Origin of the sequence: Bradyrhizobium sp. WU425 (assembly GCF_021052305.1) — a bacterium.
GTDB lineage: Bacteria > Pseudomonadota > Alphaproteobacteria > Rhizobiales > Xanthobacteraceae > Bradyrhizobium > Bradyrhizobium canariense_D.
Genome location: NZ_CP088089.1, coordinates 2,287,031 through 2,311,481, shown reverse-complemented (window position 1 = coordinate 2,311,481; position 24,451 = coordinate 2,287,031). Strand labels below are relative to the sequence as shown.

General features: G+C 64.1%; 24 protein-coding genes. 13 read left to right on the top strand and 11 right to left on the bottom strand.

All coding sequences use genetic code 11. From position 1 onward, the window contains the following. Positions 1-180 precede the first annotated feature (180 nt). The 3 genes from hspD to BcanWU425_RS11020 all read left to right on the top strand — a co-directional run bounded on the left by hspD (position 181) and on the right by BcanWU425_RS11020 (position 1,337). On the top strand, positions 181-636 hold the full coding sequence (gene hspD, locus BcanWU425_RS11030) for a small heat shock protein HspD (protein ID WP_018454275.1): 456 nt from the start codon (positions 181-183) through the stop codon (positions 634-636). A gap of 117 nt (positions 637-753) precedes the next feature. Further along, entirely contained in the window at positions 754-1,071 is a 318-nt protein-coding gene (locus BcanWU425_RS11025; RefSeq protein WP_018454274.1) for a hypothetical protein, read from the top strand. A gap of 26 nt (positions 1,072-1,097) precedes the next feature. Next, positions 1,098-1,337 carry a hypothetical protein gene (locus tag BcanWU425_RS11020; RefSeq protein WP_018454273.1) on the top strand — a complete coding sequence of 80 codons (240 nt, stop codon included), beginning with the start codon at positions 1,098-1,100 and terminating at the stop codon, positions 1,335-1,337. A gap of 337 nt (positions 1,338-1,674) precedes the next feature. On the opposite strand, the gene BcanWU425_RS11015 is transcribed toward BcanWU425_RS11020, so the two are convergent. After that, positions 1,675-2,607 (bottom strand): LysM peptidoglycan-binding domain-containing protein, encoded by a 933-nt coding sequence (locus BcanWU425_RS11015; protein WP_204512060.1) that lies wholly within the window; start codon positions 2,605-2,607, stop codon positions 1,675-1,677. A gap of 128 nt (positions 2,608-2,735) precedes the next feature. Next, positions 2,736-3,353 (bottom strand): CGNR zinc finger domain-containing protein, encoded by a 618-nt coding sequence (locus BcanWU425_RS11010; protein WP_085350313.1) that lies wholly within the window; start codon positions 3,351-3,353, stop codon positions 2,736-2,738. A gap of 124 nt (positions 3,354-3,477) precedes the next feature. On the opposite strand from BcanWU425_RS11010, the gene BcanWU425_RS11005 reads away from it, so the two are divergent. Next, a complete protein-coding gene (locus BcanWU425_RS11005) occupies positions 3,478-4,329 on the top strand; it encodes an alpha/beta fold hydrolase (protein WP_026232703.1) in 852 nt (283 codons plus the stop codon). Between the two features lie 22 nt (positions 4,330-4,351). On the opposite strand, the gene BcanWU425_RS11000 is transcribed toward BcanWU425_RS11005, so the two are convergent. Both BcanWU425_RS11000 and BcanWU425_RS10995 read right to left on the bottom strand, forming a co-directional pair. Beyond that, a complete protein-coding gene (locus BcanWU425_RS11000) occupies positions 4,352-5,341 on the bottom strand; it encodes a zinc-binding metallopeptidase family protein (protein WP_204512061.1) in 990 nt (329 codons plus the stop codon). 413 nt (positions 5,342-5,754) lie between these two features. Beyond that, positions 5,755-6,468, bottom strand: coding sequence for a hypothetical protein (locus BcanWU425_RS10995; protein WP_018454268.1), 714 nt, complete (start codon positions 6,466-6,468; stop codon positions 5,755-5,757). 280 nt (positions 6,469-6,748) lie between these two features. Between BcanWU425_RS10995 and BcanWU425_RS10990 the strand changes: the two genes are divergently transcribed. Both BcanWU425_RS10990 and BcanWU425_RS10985 read left to right on the top strand, forming a co-directional pair. Next, entirely contained in the window at positions 6,749-7,672 is a 924-nt protein-coding gene (locus BcanWU425_RS10990; RefSeq protein WP_204512062.1) for an ABC transporter ATP-binding protein, read from the top strand. Further along, positions 7,669-8,430 carry an ABC transporter permease gene (locus tag BcanWU425_RS10985; protein ID WP_018454266.1) on the top strand — a complete coding sequence of 254 codons (762 nt, stop codon included), beginning with the start codon at positions 7,669-7,671 and terminating at the stop codon, positions 8,428-8,430. Before BcanWU425_RS10990 ends, BcanWU425_RS10985 begins: the two co-directional genes overlap by 4 nt. A gap of 48 nt (positions 8,431-8,478) precedes the next feature. Here BcanWU425_RS10985 and BcanWU425_RS10980 read toward each other — a convergent pair whose 3' ends face one another. Beyond that, a complete protein-coding gene (locus tag BcanWU425_RS10980) occupies positions 8,479-8,802 on the bottom strand; it encodes a hypothetical protein (protein ID WP_085349135.1) in 324 nt (107 codons plus the stop codon). A gap of 305 nt (positions 8,803-9,107) precedes the next feature. On the opposite strand from BcanWU425_RS10980, the gene BcanWU425_RS10975 reads away from it, so the two are divergent. The 3 genes from BcanWU425_RS10975 to BcanWU425_RS10965 are packed head-to-tail and all read left to right on the top strand — an operon-like array spanning position 9,108 to position 12,125. Continuing rightward, positions 9,108-9,920, top strand: a complete 813-nt coding sequence (locus tag BcanWU425_RS10975) for a L,D-transpeptidase (protein ID WP_204512063.1) — start codon at positions 9,108-9,110, stop codon at positions 9,918-9,920. Positions 9,921-9,980: 60 nt separating this feature from the next. Further along, positions 9,981-10,400, top strand: a complete 420-nt coding sequence (locus BcanWU425_RS10970; RefSeq protein ID WP_231190427.1) for an acyl carrier protein — start codon at positions 9,981-9,983, stop codon at positions 10,398-10,400. A 24-nt stretch (positions 10,401-10,424) separates the two neighbouring features. Continuing rightward, the gene (locus BcanWU425_RS10965) at positions 10,425-12,125 is read left to right on the top strand and encodes a fatty acyl-AMP ligase (protein ID WP_204512064.1); all 1,701 of its coding nucleotides are present in this window, start codon (positions 10,425-10,427) and stop codon (positions 12,123-12,125) included. A gap of 6 nt (positions 12,126-12,131) precedes the next feature. Here the strand turns inward: BcanWU425_RS10965 and BcanWU425_RS10960 are convergent, their stop codons facing one another. Genes BcanWU425_RS10960 through BcanWU425_RS10950 form a run of 3 tightly spaced genes read right to left on the bottom strand, consistent with a single transcriptional unit; the run spans position 12,132 to position 15,507 of the window. Further along, entirely contained in the window at positions 12,132-13,094 is a 963-nt protein-coding gene (locus BcanWU425_RS10960) for a hypothetical protein (protein WP_231190425.1), read from the bottom strand. A gap of 25 nt (positions 13,095-13,119) precedes the next feature. Continuing rightward, positions 13,120-14,502, bottom strand: a complete 1,383-nt coding sequence (locus tag BcanWU425_RS10955) for an MBOAT family O-acyltransferase (protein ID WP_204512066.1) — start codon at positions 14,500-14,502, stop codon at positions 13,120-13,122. Between the two features lie 45 nt (positions 14,503-14,547). After that, positions 14,548-15,507, bottom strand: coding sequence for an acyl-CoA desaturase (locus tag BcanWU425_RS10950; protein WP_231190423.1), 960 nt, complete (start codon positions 15,505-15,507; stop codon positions 14,548-14,550). A 160-nt stretch (positions 15,508-15,667) separates the two neighbouring features. On the opposite strand from BcanWU425_RS10950, the gene BcanWU425_RS10945 reads away from it, so the two are divergent. Further along, positions 15,668-16,663 (top strand): glycerophosphodiester phosphodiesterase, encoded by a 996-nt coding sequence (locus BcanWU425_RS10945; RefSeq protein ID WP_204512067.1) that lies wholly within the window; start codon positions 15,668-15,670, stop codon positions 16,661-16,663. A 9-nt stretch (positions 16,664-16,672) separates the two neighbouring features. Here BcanWU425_RS10945 and BcanWU425_RS10940 read toward each other — a convergent pair whose 3' ends face one another. Further along, positions 16,673-18,952: a spermidine synthase gene (locus tag BcanWU425_RS10940; protein ID WP_204512068.1), complete on the bottom strand. Its 2,280-nt coding sequence runs from the start codon at positions 18,950-18,952 to the stop codon at positions 16,673-16,675. 173 nt (positions 18,953-19,125) lie between these two features. Here BcanWU425_RS10940 and BcanWU425_RS10935 point away from each other — a divergent pair, with 173 nt between their 5' ends. Further along, the gene (locus tag BcanWU425_RS10935) at positions 19,126-20,736 is read left to right on the top strand and encodes a phytoene desaturase family protein (RefSeq protein ID WP_231190877.1); all 1,611 of its coding nucleotides are present in this window, start codon (positions 19,126-19,128) and stop codon (positions 20,734-20,736) included. Positions 20,737-21,011: 275 nt separating this feature from the next. Here BcanWU425_RS10935 and BcanWU425_RS10930 read toward each other — a convergent pair whose 3' ends face one another. Then, entirely contained in the window at positions 21,012-21,167 is a 156-nt protein-coding gene (locus BcanWU425_RS10930; RefSeq protein WP_085349137.1) for a Flp family type IVb pilin, read from the bottom strand. Positions 21,168-21,329: 162 nt separating this feature from the next. Between BcanWU425_RS10930 and BcanWU425_RS10925 the strand changes: the two genes are divergently transcribed. Next, on the top strand, positions 21,330-22,217 hold the full coding sequence (locus BcanWU425_RS10925; protein ID WP_085349077.1) for a 50S ribosomal protein L11 methyltransferase: 888 nt from the start codon (positions 21,330-21,332) through the stop codon (positions 22,215-22,217). Positions 22,218-22,241: 24 nt separating this feature from the next. Here the strand turns inward: BcanWU425_RS10925 and BcanWU425_RS10920 are convergent, their stop codons facing one another. Continuing rightward, a complete protein-coding gene (locus tag BcanWU425_RS10920; protein ID WP_018454252.1) occupies positions 22,242-22,421 on the bottom strand; it encodes a hypothetical protein in 180 nt (59 codons plus the stop codon). A 188-nt stretch (positions 22,422-22,609) separates the two neighbouring features. Here BcanWU425_RS10920 and BcanWU425_RS10915 point away from each other — a divergent pair, with 188 nt between their 5' ends. After that, positions 22,610-24,439: an aminopeptidase P family protein gene (locus tag BcanWU425_RS10915; RefSeq protein WP_018454251.1), complete on the top strand. Its 1,830-nt coding sequence runs from the start codon at positions 22,610-22,612 to the stop codon at positions 24,437-24,439. The last annotated feature ends 12 nt before the right edge of the window (positions 24,440-24,451 follow it).

Below are 24,451 nucleotides of genomic sequence, written 5' to 3'. Positions count from 1 at the left end.
AGGCGCCAGGGTTTCCGAAAAATTTTGAGCCCCCGTCTTGAAACCAAAACGGGCTTTTTTTATTTTTCCGCTGCCGCCGAGAGGTGGCGTTCCCGACGCCTGTAGGGTCGGGAAGCTGAGACGGGCACCGGTCGTGTCCGGTGTCGTTCGTATCCATTTTGCTCCTTGGAGGATCTGGCTATGCGCACTTACGACTTCTCTCCCTTGTGGCGTTCGACCGTTGGCTTCGACCGCCTTTTCGACCTCGTTGAAACGGCACAGCGTGCCGGCGAGGACAATTATCCTCCCTACAACATCGAACGTCTCGGCGAGGATCGCTACCAGATTTCGCTTGCGATTGCGGGCTTCTCACCCAACGAGGTCGCGGTGACGGCCGAGCAGAATGCGGTGACCGTCGAGGGAAACAAGCCGGACAGAACCGAACGCGAGTATCTCTACCGGGGCATTTCCGCGCGGCCGTTCAAGCGGCAGTTTAACCTGGCCGAGTATGTTCAGGTGCACAGCGCCTCGTTCGAGAACGGCCTGCTCAAGATCGAACTGGTCCGGGAAATCCCTGAAGCCATGAAGCCGCGGCGAATTGCGATCAATGCCGCGCCGTCCGGCAACGTGCATCAACTCGAGGGCAAAGCCGCCTGAATTCGGTCTGTCGGAGGCCCGGTGATCCCGCCCGATCGTCGGGCGGGATGGGCCATGGCCTTCGATCGCGTACCCGAATGCAAGTCAGAGGTTTTAGAGAAAGGAGGAGGACCTCTCATGCTCGATCATGCCGACAACATCATCGATCTGAACGCGATATTGCACCCTGGCTCCGTCTATGATCATCCCCGCGACGTCATAGCCGATCCAACTTTGTCGATCGGCGAGAAGCGCGCGATCCTAGCGTCCTGGGCTTCGGACGCAGCCAGTGTCGCCTCGAGCCCGACATTGCGGGAGCTGCCCGGCTCGGACAAAGCCGTCACCATCGACGAAATTCTGGAAGCGCTCGCGAGCCTCGACCACCATCCGAAGGGCCCTCCGGGCGGCAAGCCGGTCCGCACGCGATCCGTCGAACGAACCGGCCTCGCAGCCTAGGCAACGACAGCTCAACGGGGATTGCGATGATGCTTGATGAAGAGCTGGCCTTGTTGCGCGGCCACCGCAGCAACATCAGCCGCTATCAGCGGTTGCTCAAGACCGAGCTGACCGAGTTCGAACGGCGGTTCATCGAGAGACGTGTGTCCGAGGAGCGCTCGGCGATCGAGAAGCTCGCCGTCTCCGCCTTTCCGCTCACCTTTCAGGCTCCGAGCCGGGCGATGGGGAACGCCACCACGCGCCTGACGGCAAGCCGGCACGGGTGATCGACATGCCCGAACACCTCCCGACATTCGAAGTGTTCCTGAAGAAGTGCGGTCGAAGGACATGGCGATGGCGTGTCTGCACGACGGAAGGACGCCTGGTCATGCACGGCTTCGAAAATGGCCGACCCGCTGCCAAATATGCGGCTGACAGGGCCTTGTTTATGATGCTTCTCGCCGCGCCCTATCGCCCGGCGGGCCGGGCTTCCGCCACGGCTCGCTCCTCCTTGGCGACACCCGCATCAAGATGGCTGCCGCGGCACAAGATGCGTGAATGACAGGTGCCGCGAGGGATGGTGCCTGCATCAAGCCCATCCCGACCATCTCCGTTGCTGACTGCTTACCGCCGTCCCGGCGGCGGGTTCGCCATAGCGGCTGTCGGCTCCGGCGGCGTCAGGTGGCGTGGAACGATGATGGACTGGCCGGGGGTGAGCGTCGCGTTCTCCGGCAGCGAGTTGCTCTGCGCCAGCGACCACAGCGGCACGCGATTGGCTGCCGCGATGCTCTCCATGGTGTCGCCGCGGCGCACCGGTAGCCGCACGCCACTGTCCCACAATTCGACCAGCGTATTCGCCGGCACGAGATAACGCAGCGGCACGGCATCGACCTGCGTCTGGGGCGGAATGCGCGGCAACTGCGTGACCATGTCGACGATCTGACGGTGGATGTCGTCGGACTTCTCGATGTTGATGTGGCTGACCCGCGCGTTCTCCTTCAGGTCATAGCTCGCATAGTGACCGCGATAGCCCGGCACCGCGACCACGTTGCCGCCGCCGAGCACGCTGTCGGAGAGATAGATGTTGATGAAGCGCTCGACATTGAGCGGCACGTCGCCGGTGGCATGCGCGGGATCGATGGTGATGACGAGGTTGATCGGGATGTTCTCCTTGGCCGCCATCTCCGAAATGACGATCGAGCAAAGCCCGCCCATCGAATGCCCGATCAGCACGATCGGCGCCGGCGTTTCCTTGTAGCTGGAGATGGCACGATCGCCGATCCATCGGCAGATGGTGAATTCATAGACGTTGGCCGAAAAGCCGGCCTGCGTCAGCTTCTCTTCGAGCCGGTCCATGCCGGTGGAGAAGAACGGCCCCATGGCGCCACGGAACAGGTAGATCTTCGGCGGCGGCAATGGCTCGAACAGTGGGGGCGGCGGCGCGACGGGTGCGGCCGCGGCGGGCTTCGTCTTGGCAGGTGAGGCAGCGGTCGTCCCGGTGCTCAAGGCGAGCAGCGCAACGGCTGCCAGCGCGAGAAGTCGCCTCAAATCGATCATCAGTCCAGCAGTCCCACTCCGGGAGGCTGCAGCCTCCCCCAAAGGCGCTTAGTGACGGTCGATTGGGTGGAATTTGGGGCACGGAACCGGGGCTCGATCCGCGCTCATTCCAGCATCTCGCCCCTCAATCACTGCATGCTCTTGAGCCTGCTGCGGTGTGCGGCCTGTTTCGCGCGGTTCCCGCAGACCGCCATGATGCACCATCGCCGCGCGCGTCTGCGCGTGTGGTCGGCGAACAGCATGGTGCAGTTGTGCCCCTCGCACGCCTTGACGTTCGAAAAATCCTCGTCGCAAACGAACTTCGCCATGGCTTCGCCAACCGGCAGTAATAGCGCCTCCGGCGATCGCCAGCGCCGCCTCATTCGCAATGCCAGAGCGCCGCCATCGGCATGGCCCGGCTCGATCCGGCTGAACGCTTCGTCGCGCTCCAGCAGGCTGTTCAACGGATCGAGCTCCCGCAATGCATCCGTCGTGAGCGGTCGGCCTGCATGCTTGCGCACGAAGCCCCTGAACCATTCGCGCAAGGCGCGCGCCTGATCCGCAACCTTGTCCAGCTCCTCCGGCGTGGCGCGCGCCGTCAGCGCGTGCAGATCATCCGCGGGCACCAGCTTCGCCTGCGCCAGCCAGTCGATCAGGCCATGACCATCATCGATCCAGTCGACCGGCGTATCGAGCGGCGTCGCCACCGAGTTGAGGAAGTCGAGGCCGAGAGAGTCGGCGATGAACATGGCGGGCGGGCGGTCCATGAGCGGTCCTTGGCCGGTCGGGAGCATGGACTCGGATAACCTGATAGAACGGCGTTGACAAGTTACGGTAAGGGGACGTAACCTCTTAGTAGGCAATTTAGTGGTTACTAAGATGGAGAATGTCATGGCCGCAATCGCGTACCGCACCGCGGATGTCGAGGGCTTCAAGGTGTTCTATCGCGAGGCCGGTCGTGTCGGAGCGCCAAAACTCCTGCTGCTGCACGGCTTCCCCAGCGCAGGCCACATGTTTCGTGACCTCATCCCGCTGCTGGCGGACAGGTTTCATATCGTGGCGCCCGACCTTCCCGGCTTCGGCCAATCCGACATGCCTTCGCGCGAAAGCTTCCGTTACACGTTCGACAATTTCGCGCGCGTGATCGAACGCTTCACCGAAATGATCGGCTTCGACCGTTTCGCGGTCTACGTTTTCGATTACGGCGCGCCGACTGGTTTCCGGCTTGCGCTCAGTCACCCCGAGCGGATCACGGCAATCATCTCACAGAACGGCAACGCCTACGAGGAAGGGCTCAGCGACGACTGGACTCCGCTCAAGACCTATTGGCAGGATCCGTCGCCGGCCAATCGCGACGCGCTACGCGCGCTCCTCACGCCGGAAGCGACGCGCTGGCAGTACACGCATGGCGTCCCCGATCCGATGACCGTGTCACCGGACGGCCAGAACCTCGACAATTTCTACCTTGCGCGCCCGGGCTCGGACGACGTGCAGCTCGACCTGTTCGGCGACTACAAGAGCAACGTCGCGCTCTATCCGGCCTTCCAGGACTATTTCCGCAAGCACACGCCGCCGTTCCTCGCGGTCTGGGGCAAGAACGACCCATTCTTTATTCCGCCCGGCGCCGAAGCGTTCAAGCGCGATAATCCGAACGCCGTGGTGCAGTTCTTTGACACCGGTCATTTCGCGCTGGAGACGCACGCGAAGGAAATCGCGGACAGCATTCGTACCTTCCTGACGTAACGGGGGCTGTCCTCCGCGAGAGTTACGCCGCCAGGCTCTGCTGAGCGCGGAATGCGCTGATCGCCATATGGACGAGATGCAGCTTGCCTTTGACCGCCGGCGATATGTCGAAGGGATATGCATCGCTCATCCCGAGCGAGCGGTTGAGTTCGTTGATGCTGCGAGCAAGCGGCATCCAGAGTGCCAGGAGTGCCTCGAAGTCGCTCTCGAGATAGGGATCCGTCAGGGTCTGCCGGGCGCGCTCGTCCAGCGCCAACGGCAAACCTGCCAGCGAGTCGAGCGTCGACACGATATGCAGGAAATGCGCGAACGTTTCCGCCCAATCCTCCCAGGGGTGGGACGTGGCGTACTCGCTGATGAAGCCGCTTCGGTCGTATGAACGATCGGCGCGGCTGTAATAGGAGTTGATCGCGGCCTGATAGTCCTGCGCTTGGTCACCGAAGATCAGCTTGAACGGGGCCTGGAATGTCGTGCCGTCGACGAGCAGGTCCCAATAGAAGTGACCGATCTCGTGCCGGAAATGCCCGAGCAGCGTGCGGTACGGCTCCCGGAACGCCACGCGGCGAGATTCTCGTTCGACATCGTCGGCCTCCGCAAGGTTGAGCGTGATCAGGCCCGAGAGATGCCCCGTCACGATCGGACCGACCTCGTCCGAAAGAATGTCGAAAGCCAATTCTGCGCCGTTGCGCGATGCGAGCGGAAGCTTGAGGCGACTGAGATCATAGAGAAGACGGCGCTTGGCTTCCTCCATAAGGCGCCATAGCATGATGTTTCTGGTGCTGCCGAGGTTTGGAATTGTGCGCGTGAGGCGGCACGAGCCGCAATACCAGTCCGCGCCCTCGACACACCAGTTGCAGCCGATGATCTCGCGGTTACGGCAAGATTGATGGGATGCAAGCCTAGTCATCTCGATGCGCGAGGAGTCGAACGCCAGCTCAGTGCTGCAATTCGCGCACGCGATGTGCTCGAACGAGACAGGATGGCGGCATGACGGGCACTGAAAGATCTTCACGTGGACTGGCCCCAGACAGACGGCACACCGGAAGGCCGGCCTGTCAATTCGAGGAACTCTTGCATTTCGAGGAACTCTTGCGGCCGTCGCTGTTGCCGGCGAGCAACGCACGCTGCGTCCGCAGCGCGTGCTGTCTTAACAAGCCGGCTCGCGTCGCGCTCAACTGGCTCGATTGAGGCTGCGGCTTTTTCTCAAGGACATTTTCGGAAACAGGCCGACCGGCCCACGTCCGCTCGGGCTGAACCGCCATGGGGCCGACGTTTCGTCCGCTTGTCATGCTGTAACAACACCAGATCGTACGCCGAGTTCCCTTCCTCGACCGGCGGGTGATCGAGCTTGGCTTGTGCAGATACGACAATGCCGCCGTCGGCGTGACGGCGGCATTGTCAATTCACCTGCTTGCGGCGAACGGCTTAATTCCGGGGAGCCGTTGCCGCCGCCGAGCGCGCCGACCTGGGCGCGCCGGGTTCGGCAACCGGAGCCGGTGCGCGCGATCGCATGATTGCGGCGTCGATCTCGGCAATCACGCGGCGCTGGATCGCTTCGTTCTTGTCGATCGAGATGTGGCCGACGCCGGAGCCGCGGACGTCGACATTGTCGAGCTTGCCGCGAAAACCGTCCGCGCGCTTCACCGGCTCGCCGGGGCCGTCGCCGATATAGATGTTGATGTAGCGCTCCGCGCCGGTCGACAGCTTGGTCTTGAACACGGAGTCGAGCCCGATCGCGAGTTTCACGGGCACGCCGAGACGGTTGAGCTTGGCGATCATGTCTGGCAGCGCAGTCGCGCCGGAGGAGTGCCCGACCAGTACGATGGTCTTGAGCCGGCCGGCCTTGTAGGCGGTCGCGGCCTCATCCGCGAGCGAGGACCAGGACACGAAATTCGCCACGGTCACCGGGATGCCCTGCGCCTGGAGCCGGGCGCCGATCGTGTCGAGCCCGAGCGAGAAGATGTTGAGCACGCCGCGGAGCAGGTAGACATGCGTGGTCGCGACGGCAGCCTGGCTTGGCGCCGCCTTGGCGGTGGTCGGGCTGATGGCAACAGCTGACAGCAGGAGCAGGCCCATCGCCCAGGCACGGAGGGCGGACAACTGGCTGACGCCAGCGGTGTGACGGCCGTTCGGTCTCATCGATCTTTTCCCTGGGAATATGCTTCGGCCGGAATCGTAGCCATGGCCTGCTCGCAGACGCAACAAAGAGCCGCGTGAACGACGATCTTAGCATCAAGCCGTGACCATCGCGCAACACTTGCCCGAAACCTGCCACGGAAGGAGCTGTTTCGAGGCCATTTTTCTCCCGCTAATTGCAGCCGCGCAAGGGCCTTCCTATGTCAGGGCTCCGCTGACCCGCCCCTCCCGGTAGGTTCCAGCCTCCCCTCCCCAGCCTTAGCCCCTCAGACTTGCGGCCATCATGTCCTCCATCATTTCCGTCGCCAATTTGTCGAAGACCTATGGGTCCGGCTTCAAGGCGCTCAAGAACGTCAATCTTGACATCACGCGCGGCGAAATCTTCGCCTTGCTCGGCCCCAACGGCGCCGGCAAGACCACGCTGATCTCGATCATCTGCGGCATTGCCAATCCGAGCGAAGGCAAGGTCCTCGTCGGCGGCGAGAACATCCAGACCTCCTATCGCAAGGCGCGCTCGCTGATCGGGCTGGTGCCGCAGGAATTGCACACCGATGCCTTCGAGAGCGTGTGGGCGACCGTGAGCTTCTCCCGCGGGCTGTTCGGCAAGCCGAAGAACCCCGATCATATCGAGAAGGTGCTGAAAGACCTCTCGCTGTGGGACAAGAAGGACAGCAAGATCATCACGCTCTCCGGCGGCATGAAGCGTCGCGTGATGATCGCCAAAGCGCTGTCGCACGAGCCGCAGATCCTGTTCCTGGACGAGCCGACCGCCGGGGTCGACGTCGAACTGCGCAAGGGCATGTGGGAGGTGGTGCGCACGCTCCAGCAATCCGGCGTCACCATCATCCTGACCACGCATTACATCGAGGAAGCCGAGGAGATGGCCGACCGCATCGGCGTCATCAACAAGGGCGAGATCGTGCTGATCGAGGACAAGGCCACCTTGATGCAGAAGCTCGGCAAGAAGCGGCTGACGCTGCATCTGCAAGGCAAGCTCGATGCGCTGCCGGAGAGCCTCAGGCAATACGAGCTCGACCTCTGCGACGGCGGCGCGACGCTGGTCTACGACTACGACACCAAGGGCGAGCGCACCGGCATCACCAGCCTGCTCGGCGATCTCCGTACCGCCGGCATCCGCTTCAACGATCTCGACACGACGCAATCGTCGCTCGAGGACATCTTCGTCGATCTCGTGAGGGCGTCATGAACTACCGCGCTGTCCGCGCCATCTACCTGTTCGAAATGGCGCGCACCTGGCGCACGCTGCTGCAAAGCATCGTCTCGCCGGTGGTCTCGACCTCGCTGTATTTCGTGGTGTTCGGCGCCGCGATCGGCTCGCGCATCAGCCAGGTCGAGGGCGTCAGCTACGGCACCTTCATCGTGCCGGGCCTGATCATGCTCTCGGTGCTGACGCAGAGCATCGCCAACGCCTCGTTCGGCATCTACTTCCCGAAATTCACCGGCACGATCTACGAGATCCTGTCGGCGCCGATCTCCTATTTCGAGATCGTGCTCGGCTATGTCGGCGCGGCCGCGACCAAATCGATCATCCTCGGCCTGATCATCCTCGCCACGGCTGGCCTGTTCGTGCCGCTGCACATCCATCATCCGGTCTGGATGCTGGCCTTCCTGGTGCTGACGGCGGTGACGTTCAGCCTGTTCGGCTTCATCATCGGCATCTGGGCCGACGGATTCGAAAAACTGCAGATGATCCCGATGCTGGTGGTGACGCCGTTGACCTTCCTCGGCGGCAGCTTCTATTCCATCGACATGCTGCCGCCCGCCTGGCGCACGGTGGCGCTGCTCAATCCGGTCGTCTATCTGATCTCCGGCTTCCGCTGGAGCTTCTACGAGATCGCGGACGTCAGCATGGCCGTCAGCATCGGCATGACAACGGCGTTCCTGGTGATCTGCCTGGTCGTGATCTGGTGGATTTTCCGCACGGGATATCGGTTGAAGAACTGATCCGGCCGTCATTCCGGGGGGCACGCGCGCGCCCCGGAATCGCAAGCTCTACCGATAGCAGTGGAAGCGGTTGTATCCGTCGTAATAGCCGCGACACCGACGGTGGCCGCGATGGGGAATGCCGAACACCCCCTCGACCGCGCCGACGGCACCGCCGACACCGGCGCCGACCGCGCCCCCAACCACGCCGCCGACGGGGCCGGCGATCCGGTTGCCTTCGTAAGAACCTTCCTGGGCGCCCCGAACGATGCCTTGGGCATGGCCAGGCTGGGGGACGCAGGACAGCGCGGCCAGAACGGCGGCGCCAGCGAAGAGCACACGGAAAGGCAGACCAGCCGGCCGAGAAGCGGCGGCGACGCAAACTTTGTTCATCTTCATTCCCAAAGGTAAAACCGGCCGCGGAAGCGGCCGGTCGAGGCAGCGATCGTCAACGCCGATGCGGCCAAATGGTTGCGCCCCGGATGGTTGCACCATTGTGATGAATTGTCGGCGTTGTGAACGCATCTCCCGCTCGCGAAAATGTCAGCGCTGCCGCTCGCTTTGCGGCACAAAGCGGCCTTGCTTACGCCGGGCGTCCCGTTAACGATGGCAATAAGGTTAGCTTTGCAGGCCGCTGGAACGAAAGCGCGATTGCAGGCATAATGCACGCCGGGGGACGGAGAGCCGCGGCGCCTACTATGAACAGGCCGGAGGCCACGAGTCAGATGCGTTCGTTTTTTATTGCTTTCACCTCCCTGATGCTTTTGAGCGCGGGCGCCGCGCAGGCCAAGGTCGACATCACCGTCGACAAGGACAATCAGCAGATGACCGTCGCCGTCGACGGCGTCGCGCGCTACCACTGGCCGGTGTCGACAGGCATCCCCTCGCGGGAGACGCCGAACGGCGCGTTCCGCGCCTTCCGCATGGAAGAGGATCACTATTCCAAGGAATTCGACGACGCGCCGATGCCGCACGCGATCTTCTTCACCAAGGTCGGGCACGCCATCCACGGCACCGACTCGGTCGGCCGGCTCGGCACGCCCGCCTCGCATGGCTGCGTGCGGCTGTCGCGCCAGAATGCCACCACGCTCTACGCGCTGGTGCAGCAGCAGGGCGTGCTCAACACCACGGTAACGCTGACCGGCTCGGCGCAGGTGGCGCTCGCCCGCAATCCGCGTGGCCGCAATCCCACGGCAGTGGCCCGCGCGCCGCAGCCCGCCGAAGAGCAGTACGCCACATCAGGCGATCCCGTGAACCTGACGCCTCAGGCCGCACCTGCCCGCCGCTACATGCCGCAAGACGACAACTACATCTATCCGGCCGACGGCAGCGACACCGGCGCGCGCTACCCCGCGCCGCGCGGCAGCCGCCCGCTCTATGACGCACAGGTCTATCAGCCGCAGCCGCAGCCGCAGCAATACTACAATCAGGGCTACGGCCAGCAGGGCACCTACTATCAGCCGCAGCCCCGGCAGGTTTACCAACCGCGGGGCTATTACTACCAGAACTGACCTATCTGGACGCGGCGTTGCCGCGCCAGCGAATCAGAAAGCCGCTGCCGCGACGGGCGCTTGCCGCAATCGACCGCAGGAAATAACGCCAGCCTTGTGCACGGATTGGGCACCGGCCGACGCAAGGAAGCAACAGTCCACAACCTTCAACGCAGCGGCGTTCCGACCAAATTGACAACCAGGGGGTCGCCCCTATTGTCGTTCCCATTGTTTCTGGGACATGACATGACACGCGAGCAGATTTCGGATTTCTGCGTTACCGCCCTGGCAAATATCCTGCGAATTTCGAGCGACCGCGTCGATATCGGCACGAAATTCAGCCGCCTCGGCCTCGATTCGGCGATGCTGGTCTACCTGATGATGGAACTCGAGGAGAAGCTCGACCTCGAGCTATCGACGGACGACTTCTACGACCATCCGACCGTTGAGGCGTTGTCGCGGTTTCTCGCCGACAAGCGCGCAATCCGCCCCGCCGCCTGAGGGCGGTTGAAGTCGGCGCAACCCATGGAAACCTTCCGCTCGCTTGTGGCATTGCTGGCCCGGCGTGCGGCGGAGCAGGCCGACGACCGCGCCTATGTCTTCGTCTCCGATCGCGGGACGGAGGACGCTGTCCTCAGCTTTCGACAGCTGCACGATGCCGCGGGCGCGCTCGCGTCGCGACTGACCGTGGCCGCGCGTCCCGGCGATCGCGCCATCCTGGTGTTTCCGCCCGGCATCGAATTCATGGTGGCGTTCTTCGGCTGTCTGATGGCCGGCATCATCGCCGTGCCGATGATGATGCCGCGGCGAAACGGCGCGCGCGATGCCAGCGCCGCGATCCTCGCCAATTGCACGCCGGCGGTGGCGCTGACCAATTCGGCCGTCGCGCTCCGCGGTGATTTGCGGGCACGCTTCGCGCATGAGCACATTCGCTGGATCGAGGTCGATCTCGCCGCGGCCGAAGGTGAGACAATCGAACTACCCGAGCCGGCGCCGGACGACATCGCCTTCCTGCAATACACCTCCGGCTCGACGTCCGCGCCCAAAGGCGTGATGGTGAGCCACGCCAATCTGCTCGCCAATCTCGAGATGATCCGGCTCGCGCTCGGCAACACCCGGCAATCGACTTACGTCAATTGGGTGCCGCTCTATCACGACATGGGGCTGATCCTGAACGCGCTGCAAGCGCTCTATGTCGGCGCGACCTGCGTACTGATGGCGCCGAACGCGTTCATGCAGCGGCCGCTCGGCTGGCTGCGCGCGATCGCGCATTATCGCGCGGAAGTGGCATGCAGCCCGAACTTCGGCTTCGATTTCTGCGTCAGCCGCTATCGCGCCGACCAGATGGAAGGCATCGAGCTGTCCTCGCTCAGGATCGCACTGAACGGCGCAGAACCGGTGCATGCGGAAACCATCGAGCGGTTCATCCAGACATTCGCGCCGCACGGCTTCGATCCGCGCGCAATGTATCCCGCCTACGGAATGGCGGAAGCGACGCTCCTGATTTCCGGCGGACGCCGTGGCGGCGGTCATGTCACACGCAGCGTGAGCCGCACGGCGCTGCAGGCGCATGCGGCGCAGGCGCCTTCCGACGCCGAAGATACACAGGTCGCCGTCGGCTGCGGGCGCCCGCTCACCGGCGAACGGATCGCCATCGTGGACGCGGACAACCGCACGCGGCTGCCCCCGGACCTCGTCGGTGAGATATGGGTGAGTGGGGCCAATATTGCCCGCACCTATTGGCGCAACGACGAGGCGACGCGCGAGGGGCTCAATGCGCAGATTGCCGGCGAAGACGGAGCGTGGCTGCGCACCGGCGACCTCGGCTTCATCGACGTCACAGGCGAATTGTTCGTCACGGGACGAATCAAGGACCTCATCATCATCCGTGGCATCAACCATTATCCGCAGGACGTGGAGCGCACGGTGCAATCGCTCGATGGAGCTTTGCGCGAAAACTGCGGCGCGGCGTTCTCGGTGCCGGACGAGACCGGCGAAGAAATGCTCGTCATCGTCCAGGAAATCGAGCGCACCGCGCGCCACTCGATCGACACCGAAGCGATCAAGGGCCGAATTCGCGAGGCCGTCGCCGACAACCACGAACTCTTCGCGCGCCACATCGCGCTGATCAGGCCCGGCACGCTGCCGAAGACCACCAGCGGCAAGATCCAGCGCAAACTGGCGCGCAAGCTCTGGCTCGATGGCGGTTTCGAGCAGCTCGGCTGAGACGATTCAGAAATCGATCTTCGCGCGCTCCCCATCGCGCAGGCTCACGGCGATCCCCTGCTCGATCTTGCGCGCGAGGATTGGGCGATAATGGATGAAGTCGGCAAAATTGGCGCGGTCGCGCGTGAGAGTGTTGTCAACGCGATAGCTGATGAAATTGCTGCGCGGTCGGCCCGCGACCACTTTCTTCAGCGCGGCATCGCAGGCGCTGCGCTCCAGGGCGGCTTCCGTACCCGGCTTCGGCACGGTGGTCGCCAAGGTCGGCGGCACGATGATGACGACGGGCACATCGGCCGGCAATGCCCTGACGATATCTGCCAGCGCAGCGATCTCGGGAAATGTCGCCCGCATCTCGGCAGACGAGGCCGGCGCCGGATCCCTGGGCCAGCCGACTTCTTTGAATTGGCCCGGCGGCCAGATGTCCTCGTAGCTGACAAAGCCGTCGGGGTTCATCCGTGGTCGCCGGCCAAGGCCGATACTGATGCGTTGAAAGGCGTGCTCGATTGCCTGCCAGGAGATCAGCCGTGCGGCGTAGGTGACGACGCTTCTGTCATAGAGCCAGTCGGGAAACGGGACGCCGCCCTCCTCCTTCGCCCGTGCATGCGTGCACCAGCCAGGGTCGGTCACGATCACCAGTGCGCCGACCTCCCGGTGATTCCGCAGGAAGAAGTCCAGCACTGCGAGCTCCTGGCGGGGAAATGCACCGGTCATGTAGAGCTGCACGAACCGCAGGCCGGTTGCGCGCGACAATTCCGCCGGCTCGACCATCTGCGCCGTCGAATTGCCCAGGATCGCGGCATTGAAATCCGGATTCCGCGCGCGGCTCGCGGCCGTGATCTGGGTCAGACGATTATCGACGCCGTCGATACCGAGCAAGCCGAGCTTGCCGCTGTCATAGGGATCGACCGCCACCATCAGTGCGAGCACCAGCAGCGCAGCCCCGATCAGCGTGCCCAGACACGCCAGCAAGCTCCGGCCCCAGCCGGGATCGGTCTCAGAACTTGAAGTAGACGAACTCATGGAGATCCCGACCACCCATGTGAAGCAGCAATGCGAATAGCCCAAGACCGAGAAAACCCGCGAGCCACGGATTGGGACGGCGCGCGAGCACCGCCACGATGTCCTGGCTCGCCGGCAGCAGGAAGGCGAACAGCGGCGCTGCGATTAGCGGCCACAAATGCTTTCCGCGCTCGAGCGGGAGCGGCGAAGCCAGTCCGGCGAAGACATGCCAGGCCGCCTCCACCGATCCCGCACGAAAGATCACGCCGGTCGCGAGCACGAACAGCACGGTAAGCGCCCAGCCGAGCCATGACGGGAACTCCGGGCCATAGCGACGCCACAGCGTGCAGGCGACCAGCGCAAGCCCGTGCAGCACGCCCCACAGCACGAAGGTCCAGCTCGCGCCGTGCCAGAGGCCACACAGCGCCATCGTGATCATCATCGCGCCGAAAAACTGCACCGGCAGCCAGCGCCGCGGCAGCAGGCGCAGATTGACCAGCGGATAAAACACGTAATCGCGCAGGAACAGCATCAGGGTGATGTGCCAGCGCTGCCAGAAATCCTGGATATTGGTCGAGCGCAGCGGCGCATCGAAATTGTACGGCAGCTGCACGCCGAACAGCAGGCCGAGGCCGATCGCGATGTCGGAATAGCCGGAGAAATCGAACAGGATCTGGAAGGAGAAGCAGAAGACGAGCCAGGCGTCACCGCCCGCGAGCGGCCCGTTCGCGGCCTGCGCGTAGATGGGATCGAGCAGATGCGCGAGGCCGTCGGCGATCACGATTTTCTCGAACAGGCCGATCGCGATGAAGCAGGTGGCGATGCAGAACTGACGCTGCCAGCCCGGAACGTAGACCTGCCTGCCGAACTGATGCATCACCTCCGACCAGCGCGCCAGGGGGCCGGCGATCGCCTGCGGGAAGAAGGCGATGTAGAGCGCATAGCGGTCGAACGCATAGAGCGGCGCCCTGCCGCGCTTCAGGTCGACCAGATACATGATGTGATGGAAGGTGAAGAAGGAGATGCCGAGCGGCAGCCCGACGTCGAGCACCGGCAGCGTCGCACCGAGCACGAGACCCAGATTAGCGAGAACGAAGTTGGCGTATTTGAACAGCGCCAGCACCGCGAGATCGAGCCCGATCACCAGCGTCAGCAGCGCCGGCCATTTCACGCGCCCATAGGCAACCGAGGCGAGCCAGTTGATCGCGATCGAGCCGATCAGGAGCAGGATGAAGGACGGGCTGCCCCAGGCATAGAAGGCGAGCGACAGCGCGACCTGCACGCCGATACGCAAGCCCGGATAGGGGTCGGCCAAGCGATAGATCAGCAGCGCCGCGGGCAGGAAGACCAGGAGAAAGGGATAGTCGTTGAACAGCATCGGTTCACAGCCGCGCCATCGCCGGCGTGAGCCGGCGGATGATGCTCAGCCCGTTTCGAGGTCGGGCGCAGCGTCACCCGGCTGCCGCAGCATGCGTCGCGCAATCTTCTCCTCGCTCGGCACCTTGACGTCCCAGGCCAGTCCCAGCGCTTCCAGCGCCCGGATGAAGACAAAGCCCGGATCGAACTCGAACCAGCGCAAGCCGAAGGCCGCGGAATAGGGAAAGGCGTGGTGGTTGTTGTGCCAGCCCTCGCCCCAGGCAAGCCAGGCCACCACGCCGAGATTGCGGCTGTTGTCGTCGCGGGTGACGAACGGCTGCGCGCCAAAGCTATGCATGACGGAGTTGATGGCGGACATGGTCTGCTCGACCACGAACATGCGCACCACGCCGCCCCAGAGCAAGCCGGTCAGCGCGCCCCACGGGCTCATCGTGGCGAGGCCGCCGATCGCGGCCGGCAGCACCAGGCCGAGACCGACCCAACTGTAATAGTAGCTGTTGACTGCAACCAGCCTGCGATCCGCCATCAGGTCCGGGACATAGTGCGCAACATTGGGATAATCGTGCTCGATCATCCAGGTCAAATGCGCGTGCAGGAAGCCGCGCAGGCGGCCGAATGGGCCCTTGCCGTGCAGCCGCGGCGAATGCAGATCGCCGTCGTGATCGGACAATTCGTGGTGCCGGCGGTGCATTGCCGCCCAGGACAGCATGGGGCCGCGGCCGGCCATCGATCCCATCACGACCAGGATCGCACTCATCGCCGTGGAGGTCGCGAAGGCGCGGTGGGTGAAGAGCCGGTGATAGCCGACGGTAAGGCCGAGGCCGGTGACCAGCCAGAAGCCGACGAACAGGCCAAGCTCCATCGCGCCGATCGGGCGGTAGAACAGAAGGACCAGCGCCAGCAGCGTGCCGACGAAGGGCAAAACGTCGAAGATCATGAAATGCCGGCGCTGCATCCGGCGAAAATGCCGGCTGCGGATAATTCGATGATCGCGTTGCTGCTGCACGGGCGGGATTCCAGGGCACCGACTATGAGTACATACCCCCGCGGCGGCCGCAACCCAAGCCGACGCCCAAGGTTTCAACAGCCACGAAAACCTATACAATCGGCCGGACGCGCCAAAACGCGTTGAAATATGGCCCCTTTCCCTTGCCCCACGAGCCGCCATGCCGTCACGTGCTGCGACGATCTTGACCGTACTGTCACTTCTCATTGCGGGACCGGCCATGGCATTTGATTCGGCTTTCGACCTCGAGGCCCATCGCGGCGGGCGGGCACTGCTGCCGGAAAACACGCTTCCGGCCTTCGCCAACGCGCTGTCGATCGGCGTGGACACGCTGGAGCTCGATGTCGGCATCACCGCCGACGGCGAAGTCGTCGTCTCGCATGAGCGCGGGCTCAATCCTGATATCACGCGGGATGCGAACGGCGCCTACGTCACGCCTCCCGGCACGCCCTTCGTGAAACTGCGGCTCGCCGACGTCAGGACCTATGACGTCGGCCAGATCCGGTCAGACAGCCCTTACGAAAAGCAATTCCCCGACCAGCGCGCCATGCCCGGGACCCGTATTCCGACCTTGAGCGAGCTGTTCGCGCTGGTGCGCAAATCCGGCAATACGCGCGTGCGCTTCAACGTCGAGACCAAGATCGATCCGAACCATCCTGACGAGACGCTCGATCCGCAATCTTTCGTCACCAGGCTGCTCGGCGTGATCGAAGCCGAGAAATTCTCCGACCGCGTCATGATCCAGTCGTTCGACTGGCGGACCCTGCTGCTCGTCCAGCAGCGGGCACCAAAGATGCCGACGGTGTACCTGACGCTCCAGCGCGGCTCGGGCCAGACGGTGGCGCTGGACAAGGCGACCAATTGGACGGCGGGCTTCAGCCCGGCCGATCACGGCGGGTCGCTGCCGCGGACCATCAAGGCTGCGGGCGGCGCGGTCTGGTCACCCTATTTCGGCGATGTGACCGCGGCACTGATCGCCGAGGCCCATGCGCTCGGGCTGCGTGTCGTGGTCTGGACGGTCAACAAACCCGAAGACATGGCGCGCATGATCGAGATCGGCGTCGACGGGATCATCTCCGACAGGCCCGATTTGTTGCGGCAGGTCGCGGGCGAGAAGGCAATCGCGTTGCCCGCGGGGACGCCGGTGGAGCCGTAGAAGCGGGCCCTACTCCCCGTCCCGCAAGCGCCGGTACAGCGCGCCCAAAATGTTGGAGTAATCGTCGGTCCAGACCCGCACCCGGTCGTCGGCTTCGGTCTGCTCCCATGTTTTCGACGATGCGAGCCTGCCGACGTCGGCATCCTCGCGGGCGGAGATGACGACGTCGGTCGAGAAGATGTAGTCACCATCGCGCCCGGAATCCTCGTTGTAGACCCAGCTCTTGAGATCGTTGGCATCGGCGATACCGACCACGACCGTCTCGAGATCGAGGTGGCGGTTGGAGACGTGCATCACCACGGCGCCGTGCGGAGCGAGCTTGTCCTTGTAGATCTTCATCGCCTCTTCGGTCGCAAGATGGATCGGGATCGCATCCGACGAATAGGCATCGACGATGATGAGATCATAGGCACCGTCCGGCTCCTTCGCGAAGGTGAGGCGGGCATCGCCGATCACCGGCTTCAGGCCCGGCATGCAGCTCGAGATGTAGCGGAAATTCTTCGGATCGCTTGCCGCGTCGACCATAGACTGATCGATCTCGAAGAATGTCCAGCTCTCGCCGGGCTCGGCGGCGCAGGCGAGCGTGCCCGATCCGACGCCGATCGCCGCGACCTTCAGCGGCGCGCCCTTGCGCTCGCGCATCGCGGTCACGGCCTGACCGATGCCGCCGTCCTTGTGATAGTAGGTGATCGGCTCCGGCCGGCCGGTGACCGGCGTGCCGTCATTGTTGAGGAAGCGCTCGGCGCCGTGAATCGTGGTGCCGTGCATCAGCACGTGGAAATAGCCGCCGGGCGTCACCACGATCTTGTGCACGCCGAAGAAGCTGCGCACCGTGGTGACGCGGCCTTCGTCCGCCGGATAAACCCGGATCAACGCCAGCGCGAGCGCGACGGTGGCGAATATCTTCCAGCGGCCGGCGTTGACCGCCAGCGCCAGCAGCGCGGCGAGCACGCCGACGCCGCCGGCCATCCAGACCCGGTGATCCTCGAACCAGGTCGATAGCCCGCCCGTCGTGGTGGACGGCACAACGAGCACGACGGCGAGCGCGGCAAGCGCCAGCCAGTACCATTTGACGATGCCCGCCAGCCGCTCGTTCGCGGGCGGCCGGCACAGCGCGGCAAGCGCAACCAGGATCGGATATTCGGCGATCCAGGAGAATGTGAACGGCGCAAGGAGCCCTGCGAACAGGCCGCCGACCATGCCGCCGAACGATAGCGCGACATAGAATCCGGTGAGATATTTGGCGGCCGGCCGGGTTCGCGCCAATTCGCCGTGGCAGGCCATCGCGATGACGAAGAAGCACAATTGATGACCGCCGAGCGTCAGCAGCAGGTTCTGTTCGCCGCCGAACGCCAGCAGGAAGACGACGCCCGCGATCGCGACCGGCTGGAGCATCAGCATCCATTTGTGCGGCAGTAACGGCCGCGACTGGAACACCACCACCCAGGTCAGGAGATACAGCGACAGCGGCAGCACCCACAGCAGCGGCGCTGCCGCAACATCGGTCGAGATGTGCGCGGTGACGGCGATGAGCAGGCCGGACGGCACTCCGGCGAGGAATATCCAGCGCAGCCGCGTCATGAGACCGGGCGCCGGCGCATTCAAATCCTCGGTTCGCGCATCGACCATGGCCAGTTTCGGCGAGCGCAACAGCAGCACGCCGCAGGCGGCGATCAGGACGATCAGAATGCCGTAACCGCCGGTCCAGAGCCGGTTCTGCGTGTGCAGCGTGAACATCGGCTCCAGCAGGAACGGATAGGACAGCAGGGCGAGGAAGCTGCCGATGTTGGAGGACGCATAGAGGAAATAGGGATCGTGTCCGGCAGGATGCCCGGTGCGGACGAACCAGGCCTGCAGCAACGGATTGTTGGCGGCAAGCGCGAAGAACGGCAGCCCGATCGAGATCACGAACAGACCGAGCAGCCAGACCGCGTAGCCCGAAGCGGGCGGATCGCCATAGGCCGAGGCGATGCCGAGCGGCAACGTGACGAACGCTGTAATCAGCAGCAGGAGATGCACCACCACCGGAACGATGCGGTTCCTCACCTGCATCAACAAATGCGCATAGGCGTAGCCCGCCAGCAGCAGCGACTGGAAGAACACCATCGCCACCGACCACACCGCCGGCGAGCCGCCGAGCCGCGGCAGGACCATCTTCGTGAACAGCGGCTGCACCGAGAACAGCAACAGCGCGCTGACGAAGATCGCGGCGGTGTAGACCGTCAGCAGCAGCCGGTTGCGTGACGATGACGGCTGCTCCGTGGCGGCGGGTTGCACGATCGAATCCATGGAAGCTCCAGCATATCCCGGCGGGCGCCGGGCGCGCGCAATGGAGCACAAGGCGCCTGAACGGGCAATAAAGGGTCTCGTGATGTTGCAGCGGGGAATGCTTGATATACAGATGTTCCGAGCCCGGTCGTTCAGACCATCCGGGAATGAGCGTGGAACAGCTTGACCCCTTCATGATCGAAACCGACGTCATCATCATCGGCGCTGGCCATAACGGCCTCACCTGCGCGGCCTATCTCGCGATGGCCGGCTTGCGCGTGCGCGTGGTCGAGCGCCGCAAGGTGGTCGGCGGGGCCGCGGTCACGGAGGAATTTCATCCCGGCTTCCGCAATTCGGTCGCGGCCTACACCGTGAGCCTGCTTAATCCGCAGGTGATCCGCGACTTGAAGCTGGCCGAACAGGGCCTGCGCATCGTCGAACGGCGCGCGCAGAATTTTCTGCCCGCCCCCGACGGCAGCTATCTGCTCACCGGCGAGGGGCGGACACAGGCGTCCGTCGCGCGGCTGAGCGCGCATGACGCAAACGCGCTCGACGGGTTTTCGCGCGAGCTGGAAGATATCGCCGACGTGCTTCGGCAATTCGTGCTGCGCGCGCCGCCAAACCTGCTCGATGGTTTCGGCACGGCTTCGATCCGCGAAGCCGTGAACGCATTCCAGAGCGCCAACATCCTGCGTGGGCTGTCGCTGGAGCAGAGCCGCAGCCTGCTCGATCTCTTCACCCGCTCGGCCGGCGAGATGCTGGACGAACGTTTCGAGCATGATCTGGTCAAGGCGCTGTTCGGCTTCGATGCCATCGTCGGCAATTATGCCAGCCCTTACGCCGCGGGATCGGCCTATGTGATGCTGCATCACGCCTTCGGCGAGGTAAACGGCAAGAAGGGCGTCTGGGGTCACGCCATCGGCGGCATGGGCGCGATCACGCAAGCCATGGCGCGCGCCGCACGCGACCGCGGCGTTGTGATCGACACCGATGCGGGCGTGCGCGAGGTCATCGTCGAGCGCGACCGCGCCGTCGGCGTGGCGCTGGAGAACGGCACGGCCATCCGCGCGAAATATGTCGCAGCCAACGTCAATCCGAAGCTGCTCTATACGCGGCTGGTCGCCGCCGATGCGCTTCCCCAAACCTTCCTCGACCGCATCCGGCACTGGAAGAACGGCTCCGGCACCTTCCGCATGAACGTGGCGCTGGACCGCCTGCCCTCCTTCACGGCGCTGCCGTGCGACGGCGATCATCTCACCTCCGGCATTATCCTGGCCCCTGATCTCGGCTACATGGACCGCGCTTTTCTCGACGCCCGGGCCCACGGCTGGAGCCGAGAGCCCGTCGTGGAAATGCTGATTCCCTCGACGCTCGACGACACGCTCGCGCCCGCTGGACACCATGTCGCGAGCTTGTTCTGCCAGCATGTCGCGCCGGCGCTTCCCGATGGAAAGTCGTGGGACGACCATCGCGAAGAAGTTGCCGACCTCATGATCGCGACGGTGGACAAATACGCACCGGGTTTTGCGACAAGTGTGCTCGGCCGCCAGATCCTGTCACCGCTCGACCTCGAACGGCAGTTCGGCCTGTTGGGGGGCGACATCTTCCACGGCGCGCTGACGCTGAACCAGCTGTTCTCGGCCCGGCCGATGCTGGGTCACGCCGATTATCGCGGGCCCCTGAGAGGCCTCTATCATTGCGGCTCCGGCGCCCACCCCGGCGGCGGCGTCACCGGCGCCCCCGGCCACAACGCCGCGCAGGCGATCCTGAGGGATCACCGCAGCCTGTTCGGAAGTCGTGGATAAGCCGGTGGATAAGCTGTGGACAGGCTGTTGGCAGGGCTGTGAAAGAGCGGTGGGTTACGTCCCTCCAAGCCTGGTACAAATTAGTGGAAATCCGGGGATGAACGGCCGGATAATCCGTGGGCAAAGTCCGGACAAACCAGCCGATCGCCTGTGGGCATTCTGTGAAAACCTCTGCCCCAAAACGACTTCGCCCGCCAGGGGGCAATTCCCCCGACGGGCGCGGCTCGAAGCAGTGCTATGGAGAATTGGCCCCGCCCGGAAATGGGAGGCGGAAATTACTTCAAAGAGCTGCTAATCGAAGTGAACTTCTCGTTCATGGTGGTGCCCAGGCCGTTCACCACGGTGATGATCGCCAGCGCGATGCCGGCTGCGATCAGGCCGTACTCGATTGCGGTTGCACCTGAATCGTCGGTCCAGAATTTCAAAATCATGCGCTTCAAGTCTCGCCTCCTTTTCCATTTCAAGCTGTGCAGGTCGTCCAACACCCGCAAATCTACGTGGCACAACCTGCGGTCGGGTTAACTTCATAAATGCAAGTTATTAGAAAAATCGGGAACAAAAGTTCCAAAAATTGAACCGGACGGAACCTGAGAATGCAACCTTCCCCCACCCATCGGGCCAGTTTTTCGATCGGCAGCGAGATCGCCGCAAGGCGCATTGTCGACGTCCTCACCGAAATGTTCTTCGAGGATGATGCGGCGGTCGCCGCCTTCGAGCAGCCGAACGGACAGTGGGACGTCGCGCTGCATTTCGCCCACGCGCCGGACCGGGCGTGGCTGCGCGAACTCGTTGCAACATCAGCAGGAAATGAGATCGCGGACACGCTGGCCTTCGACACCGTCGAAGCCAGGGACTGGGTCAAGTCGAGCCTTGAAGATCTCGTCCCGGTGCTGGCCGGGCGCTTCGTCGTCCACGGCAGCCATGACCGCGACCGCGTGGCCCCGAACAAGCTCGCCATCGAGATCGAGGCGGCTCTCGCCTTCGGCACTGGCCATCACGGCACCACACGCGGCTGTTTACTCCTGCTTGACCATGTCCTGAAACGCACCCGGCCGGACCGCGTGCTCGACCTCGGTACCGGGACCGGCGTGCTCGGGATAGCGGCGGCGAAAGCGCTGCATCGCGCGGTGCTGGCCTCCGACATCGACCCGGCCTCGGTCAAGGTGGCAGCCGAGAACGCCGTGTTGAACGAGGTCGGTCACCATGTGCGAGTGATCCGCGCCATCGGCTTCGCGGCGGCTGATTTCGGCAGACGCGGCCCGTTCGACCTGGTGCTGGCCAACATCCTTGCCAATCCGTTACGGCAATTGGCGGGCCCGATGACGCGCCACCTCGCCCCTGGCGGGCGCGTCATCCTCTCCGGCCTGTTGACGCCCCAGGTCCCCGCCGTGATCGCCGCCTACCGCGCGCGCGGCCTCGTGCCTCTGAAGCACATGCGAATCCAGGGATGGAGCAGCCTGTTGCTGCGGAAGATGGGGTGAGTACGGCTGCTGCCGTAGATGCCGCTACTTTGCCGTCTCTTCGTCCCGGCGCATCGCGCGCTCGGCCTGCGAGGCGCGCCTCGCGCGGCGTTCGGCGAAACGGTCGATCATCTGGCTGATCAGGCCGCGCGGTTTCTTCGGTGTTGCCGCAGCCGGGGCGCGGCGCACCGGCGGCGTAATCTTTTCAAACGTGAACGCTGGCATCGAGTGTCCCCTCGTCGTTGAGATGAACAACTTGCTCGAATTTCCCTGTCATCTGGACGAAGCGCAACTGCCGCATCCTGTACTCCACTCAATTCGAATGGAACTTGTTCAAGCACAGTCCATGCCAGATGCGACCTCAAATGCGTCTACATTGCGGACTGATCCGCATGATCCTAAAGTGATCCACCATGTTCGAAGCGCATTTCCAGACATTCGAGGAGCCCGAGGCCGGCGTCGCATTGACAGCCCGGCTGGCCGCGCTCCGTGAAGAACTCGCCCGCCGCAAGCTGACCGGTTTCGTGATTCCACGCGCCGATCAGCAGCAGAATGAGTACGTGCCGCCGTCCGAAGAACGTCTCGCCTGGCTGACCGGTTTTACGGGCTCGGCGGGACTGGCGGTGGTGCTGACGCACGAGGCCGCGGTCTTCGTCGACGGCCGCTACACGATCCAAGCGGCCAAGCAGGTCGATTCAAGGGCCTGGGCCGTGGAATCTCTGATCGATCCCCCGCCGGAAAGCTGGATGTCGGCACACCTGAAGGCCGGCGACCGCCTAGGATTTGATCCGTGGCTGCACACTTTTGCAGCAGCCGAGCGTTTGGCCGCCGCCTGCACCAAGGCCGGTGCCGAACTGGTCGCCGTCGACAGCAATCCGGTCGATGCGATCTGGCAAGACCGGCCACAGCCGCCGATTGCGCCGGTCACGGTGCACGGAATGCAACATGCCGGCGTGACTGAAGCCGAGAAGCTGACGCAGATCAGGAGCGAGATCGGCAAGCTCGGCGTCGATGCGTTGGTGCTGTCCGACAGCCATGCCGTGGCCTGGACCTTCAACATCCGCGGCGCCGACGTCGCGCATACGCCGCTGCCGCTGTCCTATGCGCTGGTGCCGAAGGACGGCCGTCCCACCATCTTCATCGATCACCGCAAGCTCTCAAATCTGACCCGCGACCATCTCGAGCAGTCCGCCGACGTGCGCGAGCCCGATGCGATGGCGCCGACGCTGATGGCGCTCGCCAAGAGCGGCGGATCGATCGCGCTCGACAATGCGACCGCGGCCGACGCCCTCAGCCGGCTGATCACGGGCGCCGGCGGCAAGCCGGTGCGCGGCAGCGATCCGATCGCGCTGCTCAAGGCGGTCAAGAACACGACCGAGATCAAGGGCACGCAATCGGCGCACCGGCGCGACGCCGTGGCGCTGGCACGCTTCCTCGCCTTTATCGACCGCGAGGCGGCAAGCGGCAAGCTCACCGAGATCGACGCGGTCGAGGCGCTGGAGACATTCCGCCGCGACACCGGCGCGCTCAAAGATGTGTCGTTCCCGACCATATCGGGCACCGGCCCGAATGGCGCGATCGTGCACTACCGCGTCACCCGCAAGAGCAACCGGCGGATCGTCCCCGGCGATCTGCTGCTGATCGATTCAGGTGCACAATACGAAGACGGCACCACCGACGTCACCCGCACCATGGCCGTGGGCGAGCCGACCGACGAGATGCGCGACCGCTTCACGCGTGTGCTGCGCGGCCACATCGCGATTGCGCGGGCGATCTTTCCCGACGGCGCCACCGGCGCGCAGCTCGACACACTCGCACGGCAATATCTCTGGGCCGCCGGCGTCGATTTCGAGCATGGCACCGGCCACGGCGTCGGCAGCTATCTGAGCGTGCATGAGGGGCCGGCGCGAATCTCGAAGCTCGGCACTACGCCGCTGAAGCGCGGCATGATCCTGTCCAACGAGCCCGGCTACTACAAGACAGACGGTTTCGGCATCCGCATCGAGAACCTCGAACTGGTGGTCGAAGCCGATATCAAGGGCGCGGAAAAATCGATGAACGCGTTCGAGACGCTGACCCTGGCGCCGATCGACCGCCGGCTGATCGATGTCGGCATGCTCAGCAAGGACGAGCTCGACTGGCTCAACGCCTACCACGCGCGCGTCAGGGCCGAGGTGCGGCCGGCGCTGGACGAGACGACCAAGGCCTGGCTGGACCAGGCCACGGCGGAGTTGAAGGCGTAAGCGCGTCGTCGC